This window comes from Planctobacterium sp. AWH2_060 (assembly GCF_056158425.1).
This window is the reverse complement of the sequence record NZ_JBSWTG010000007.1, coordinates 1-5,792: the sequence shown is the minus strand read 5'-3', so window position 1 is coordinate 5,792 and position 5,792 is coordinate 1. Positions and strand designations below refer to the sequence as shown.

The window sequence follows — 5,792 nt, the reverse complement described above, 5'->3', positions numbered from 1 at the left end:
AGCCCAGCCTGGACTCAGTGGTATCTCACGGTAACCTGGTCACAGGGTGGCAGCAGCAGCAGCAGCAGCAGCCTGGTGGCAGCATGAGTGAGCAGCAGCAGCAGCAGCAGTGGCGGGCACAAGCAGCAGCAGCAGCAGCAGCGTGCAGCACAGCAGCAGGTGGCAGCAGCAGCAGCAGCAGCAGCAGCAGCAGCAGCAGCAGCAGCGTGTGGTGGGTGAGACAGAGCAGCAGCAGCAGCAGCAACGAGGCGGCGGGCGGCGGCGGCGGGCGGCGGGCGGCGGCGGCCGGCGCCCGCGCGCGCGCGCGCGCGCGCGCGGCGTGAGCCACCGCGCCCGCGTCGCGCCTCACGCACTCCGGCCGGTTCAGGCCGGCCGGCCGGCCACCGGGACACGCCCGACACCTAGAACCACTATTCCACAGAATCATCACACCACCAATAATCGTAGAAGGCATTTCATCACCTAGGCTGGTGGTATACATAATTGGGTAGATGTTGGCTGGGACGTAGCAAGCGACAGATGCGATCAACCAAGCAAACGCTTTTTGTACACTATAAGGATTGCGGGTAAAGGTTTTAGTGTCACATCGCGAGCAAATTTCAGTATTACATAATTGGCCACAAACATGACAAGCACGCAGTCCTTGATCGACAGCTCGTGTGTTTGCAAATTGTTTGAATCTATATATGCGGGCTCTTTTAATTGCTTCCAAAGATAGTGTTTATTTAACTTCGCCATGGTTGCTACATATAGAACCACAAATGCCACATAGGACCAAAAGCTTCCACCAAATTCAATGTCTGCCATTGACATTATTTTCACCATGCTGACCATCACCCCGATTAAGAAAATCTCGGACACTGATCCAAGGCTCTAAAGCAAAGGTGGTTTTTAACAATCTTTTGCCCCACAAATAAGGTAGTACTTTTAATACACCTAAATGTAGCGGAATAATCAATAGTAATAACAACATAGGTAAGCCTATGATGCTTATGTCAATAAATAGACCCGAAAAAATCGTTATCGTAATTGAATAAAATACGCGCAGCATCAGGAAGCGTAATGGTTTGTGTAATACCGCTACTCGTGAAAGATAAAAAAGGATAAAACATACTGCTTAAAAGCATGACTATTGCGCTTAAGCTCAATGCGACCACTGTACTGTCTTGGCAGGCTTGTGATGTTGATAACTTAGTATTGCAATGTGGGCAAAGCGCTACTTGTTTTGCATTTAAATGTGGGATCTCAACGACCAGATCACAACTAGGGCAGGCTGTTTGCAAACTTAGCGTCTCATAAACAAGAACTTAGTTAAGTTTGCACCAAATACTGCATAAATACAAATGCAGCATTGTTTAATATAAGCTAATATTTGTACAAAGCGATTACGCTTTTTAATACATTTAATTCATTATGGTGATTAGTGAAGCAATTATTTACCCTTTTAATGTTGTTTATTAGTGTTAAAGGTGAGTGTTTATCTGAGCCAAATATACAACAACCTATTGTTGTTGCTGCAAGCGCCTCTTTACCTCCTTATGTTATCGAAGATACCAATAGCGGTATTCAACTTGAAATTTTAAAAGCAGCTTTTAAGTCACAAGGCATCTCTAATATTCATATTCATTACATGTCTAATAAACGTGCAGAGCAACAGCTTATGCAGGGAGAGGTTGATATTGCATTAAACTTTCCTCCAGTTCTCACTCCACATGTTTATAAAAGTGATGAACTACTGCGCTATCAAAATGTCGCGGTCAGCCTTGCTAATAGAGATTTAAAAATTAGCACTATCTATGATTTAGCAGGTAAAAGTGTACTTGCCTTTCAAAACGCAACTAATTTTATTGAAGCACCTTTTAAATCGGTTACCAATATTTTACGCTCTTACGAAGAAGTGGTTAACCAAGAAGCGCAAGTTGATCACCTTATGAAGGGCTGGGTTGATGTTATTATTCTAGAGCGCCGGGTGTTTTTATATTATTTAGAAAAATATAAACAAAGCGCTGAGGTAAAACCTTTTATTGTGCATGCAATCTTTAAAGAAGCACCAAGACCTGCGTTTTTTTACAGTAAAACGTTAAAAAACACGTTTAATTTGGGTCTTGGTGAGATCATAAGAATCAGGCGAATACCAAGCAATTATTCGCCTTGATGGTACTGAGTACGCGCAGCTTTCAGAGCCAGAGTTACGCGAATAACGCAACAGTTTGGCGGCTCAATGCAATTAGCTTACCGTCTTCACTCCAAATACAGCCATCTTCAAGACCATAGCCATCTTTACTATGATGGGTAACAGCCTCGTAACCAATCCAAGCATCATGGGCAATTGCAGGTTCTTCTACAAATTCTATGTACCATGACATACTACTTGCTGGTGCAGGTTGCTTGTACATTTGTAATAGAGTCGGTGGCCATGCATCTGTTAAAGCAATGATATGCGCTTCACTCATTTGCTCTGGTACATGTTTGAATTTCATCCAACCACCTAAATGTGAGGTGTCTGCTCCAGAGAAAGGCATATTGCCGTCTTGCAAACACAATGCCACATGCTGGAAAAATGCCGGCATCACGCCTTCTTTATAAGGTAGGATAAAACGTTCATCAACCGGTTTTAGCTGCATGGTTTTAGTGACATCTACTCGTACACTTGATTGACGCTCAGCCCCAAAACAGGCTTGTGTAATAACACAAACATCGCCATTTTGAATCACTTTTGCCAGTACCTGCGCACTGTTTTTCCTACACGTAAGACTTCAACGTCGATTGAAAAATCATTGTCAGCGATTAACGGGCCAACAAAGTTAGTACTTAAAGATAATAAACGGCGAGAGTTATCGATATGCTGCCGTATAGCTTGATATAATAAAGCTGCAGATAAACCACCAAATGCAGTGCGGCCTTGGCACCAGTTTTCTGGAAACTGCATTACTTTTGTTTTGTCTTTACCAAGTTCAGCTGCCATGGCGAGTAATTGATCAAAATGCATAATTTTCCTTAACGTTTATTGTTATGGTTTAGGTTATAGCACAGCCAAAGTCATCAGACCAGTTTGTTTATTCCGCAATAGGCGTGCAAATACAGTGCTTTTTGAGGAAAAAACATGCATTTCAAAAAAAATTTCAAAAAAAAGTAAAATTTTTCATTTTTATAGTTGAATTCAGTTTCCTGCATCCCTATTTACTAGTCATCGAACGTATTAACGAATTTTGAAGTTGGAGAAGATTCATGGGTAGAATTATTGGAATCGATTTAGGTACTACTAACTCTTGTGTAGCAGTACTAGACGGTGATAAAGCACGCGTTATCGAAAACGCGGAAGGCGATCGCACAACACCATCGATTATTGCATACACGCAAGACGGTGAAACATTAGTTGGTCAACCTGCAAAACGCCAAGCAGTAACTAACCCAACTAACACATTATTTGCAATCAAGCGTTTAATTGGTCGTCGTTTTGAAGACGAAGAAGTACAACGTGATATCGGTATCATGCCTTTTAAAATTGTAAAAGCTGATAACGGTGATGCATGGGTTGAAGCGCGTGGCGAGAAACGTGCTGCACCACAAATTTCAGCAGAAGTGCTGAAGAAAATGAAGAAAACAGCAGAAGACTTCCTAGGTGAAGCGGTTACTGAAGCAGTAATTACAGTACCTGCATACTTCAATGACTGCACAACGTCAAGCGACTAAAGATGCTGGTCGTATTGCTGGTCTTGAAGTTAAACGTATCATCAATGAGCCAACTGCCGCTGCACTTGCATACGGCATGGACAAAAATAAAGGTGAAAACGTTGTTGCAGTATACGACTTAGGTGGTGGTACTTTCGATATCTCTATCATCGAAATCGACGAAGTTGAAGGCGAGCACACGTTTGAAGTGTTAGCAACTAACGGTGACACTCACTTAGGTGGTGAAGATTTCGATAACCGTGTTATCAACTACTTAGTTGAAGAGTTTAAGAAAGATCAAGGTATCGACCTTAAAAACGACCCGCTTGCAATGCAACGAGTTAAAGAAGCTGCTGAAAAAGCGAAAATTGAACTTTCTTCTGCACAACAAACAGAAGTTAACTTACCGTACGTGACTGCTGACGCAACAGGTCCTAAGCACATGAACGTGAAAGTTACTCGTGCAAAACTTGAGTCACTTGTTGAAGACTTAGTAACTAAGTCAATTGAGCCACTTAAGCGTGCACTAGCTGATGCTGATTTATCAGTAAGCGACGTAAATGACATCATCCTTGTTGGTGGTCAAACACGTATGCCTCTAGTTCAAAAAACAGTTGCAGAGTTCTTTGGTAAAGAGCCACGTAAAGATGTTAACCCTGATGAAGCAGTTGCAGTATGGTGCAGCGATTCAAGGTGGTGTATTAGCTGGTGACGTTAAAGACGTACTTCTACTTGACGTATCTCCGTTATCACTAGGTATCGAGACTATGGGTCAAGTAATGACTGCGCTAATCGAGAAAAATACGACGATTCCTACTAAGAAATCACAAGTTTTCTCAACAGCTGAAGACAACCAATCAGCGGTAACGATTCACGTATTACAAGGTGAGCGTAAGCGTGCAAGCGATAACAAATCACTAGGTCAATTTAACCTAGAAGGTATTCGCCCAGCACAACGTGGTACGCCACAAATCGAAGTAACATTCGACGTAGATGCGGACGGTATCTTACATGTATCTGCTAAAGATAAAGATACAGGTAAAGAGCAGAGATCACAATCCAAGCTTCTTCAGGTCTAAGCGACGATGAAGTAGAAAAAATGGTTCGTGATGCTGAAGCGCACGCTGAAGAAGATAAGAAATTCGAAGAGCTAGTAGCAACTCGTAACCAAGCTGATGCAATGGTTCACGGTACACGCAAGCAAATCGAAGAAGCGGGTGATGCATTACCTGCAGAAGATAAAGAAGCAATCGAAGCTGCGCTTACTGAGCTAGAAGCGGCGATTAAAGGTGATAACAAAGAAGAGATTGAAGCGAAAACTCAAGCTCTTGCTGAGAAGTCACAAAAGCTAATGGAAATTGCACAAGCTAAAGCACAGCAACAACAAGGTGGTGCGGATGCAGGTGCACAACAATCTTCTGCAAAACAAGACGACGATGTTGTTGATGCAGAGTTCGAAGAAGTGAAAGACGACAAGTAATTGCTTGTTTCGCTTCTGCCTAACGCATTAATGGCTGCTTTGTTTAGCCAATTAAGTTAGGATGAAATGATTGAGGCGCGCCAGCGATTTCGCTTGACGCGCCTTTTGCATGTATATAAACGGTAAAGTCGTTCGACTTACCTTACGCAGTGTAACTGCAGTAAAAAGAGTAGTGTGATAGATATGTCAAAAAGCGATTATTATGAAGTTCTCGGCGTGAGCAAAGATGCCAGCGAACGAGACATAAAAAAAGCGTATAAGCGCTTAGCGATGAAATATCATCCAGACCGTACCGCAGGCGATAAAGAACTTGAGTCTAAATTCAAGGAAGTAAAAGAAGCCTACGAAGTACTAACTGATGACCAAAAACGTCAGATGTATGATCAATATGGTCACGCAGCCTTTGAACAAGGTGGTGGCGGTCATGGCGGTGGCTTCGGCGGCGGTCATGGTGATTTTGGTGATATTTTCGGTGATGTGTTTGGAGATATCTTTGGTGGTGGCGGTGGTCGTCGTCAATCGCGTCAACAACGTGGTTCGGACTTACGTTACAACATGGATTTAAGCCTTGAAGAGGCCGTTCGTGGTAGGTGCTGATGAGAATGCGTAGTCGCTGTATGTTAACCTTAGCAATACGTAA

The 5,792-nt window shown here is 43.0% G+C and carries 4 protein-coding genes and 4 pseudogenes; 4 read left to right on the top strand and 4 right to left on the bottom strand.

Going from position 1 to position 5,792, the window contains the following annotated elements; genetic code table 11:
- Window positions 1–323 (top strand): hypothetical protein (locus ACXAD8_RS23255; RefSeq protein ID WP_475233154.1); only part of this gene is annotated, 323 nt, incomplete at its 5' end.
- Window positions 324–460: 137 nt separating this feature from the next.
- Here the strand turns inward: ACXAD8_RS23255 and ACXAD8_RS23250 are convergent.
- The 3 genes and pseudogenes from ACXAD8_RS23250 to ACXAD8_RS23240 all read right to left on the bottom strand — a co-directional run.
- A pseudogene (locus ACXAD8_RS23250) lies at window positions 461–529 on the bottom strand (hypothetical protein); the annotation flags it as partial.
- Window positions 526–813, bottom strand: a complete 288-nt coding sequence (locus tag ACXAD8_RS23245) for a paraquat-inducible protein A (protein WP_475233150.1) — start codon at window positions 811–813, stop codon at window positions 526–528. The gene ACXAD8_RS23245 and the pseudogene ACXAD8_RS23250, both read right to left, overlap by 4 nt.
- Window positions 814–995: 182 nt before the next feature.
- Window positions 996–1,112, bottom strand: coding sequence for a hypothetical protein (locus ACXAD8_RS23240; protein ID WP_475233152.1), 117 nt, complete (start codon window positions 1,110–1,112; stop codon window positions 996–998).
- 311 nt (window positions 1,113–1,423) lie between these two features.
- Between ACXAD8_RS23240 and ACXAD8_RS23235 the strand changes: the two genes are divergently transcribed.
- Window positions 1,424–2,155 (top strand): substrate-binding periplasmic protein, encoded by a 732-nt coding sequence (locus ACXAD8_RS23235; protein WP_475233148.1) that lies wholly within the window; start codon window positions 1,424–1,426, stop codon window positions 2,153–2,155.
- A gap of 34 nt (window positions 2,156–2,189) precedes the next feature.
- Here ACXAD8_RS23235 and ACXAD8_RS23230 read toward each other — a convergent pair.
- Window positions 2,190–2,989, bottom strand: a pseudogene (locus ACXAD8_RS23230) (thioesterase family protein).
- A 239-nt stretch (window positions 2,990–3,228) separates the two neighbouring features.
- Between ACXAD8_RS23230 and dnaK the strand changes: the two are divergent.
- Window positions 3,229–5,152 (top strand): annotated as a pseudogene (gene dnaK / locus ACXAD8_RS23225) (molecular chaperone DnaK).
- Window positions 5,153–5,335: 183 nt separating this feature from the next.
- A pseudogene (locus tag ACXAD8_RS23220) lies at window positions 5,336–5,743 on the top strand (DnaJ domain-containing protein); the annotation flags it as partial.
- Window positions 5,744–5,792: the final 49 nt, after the last annotated feature.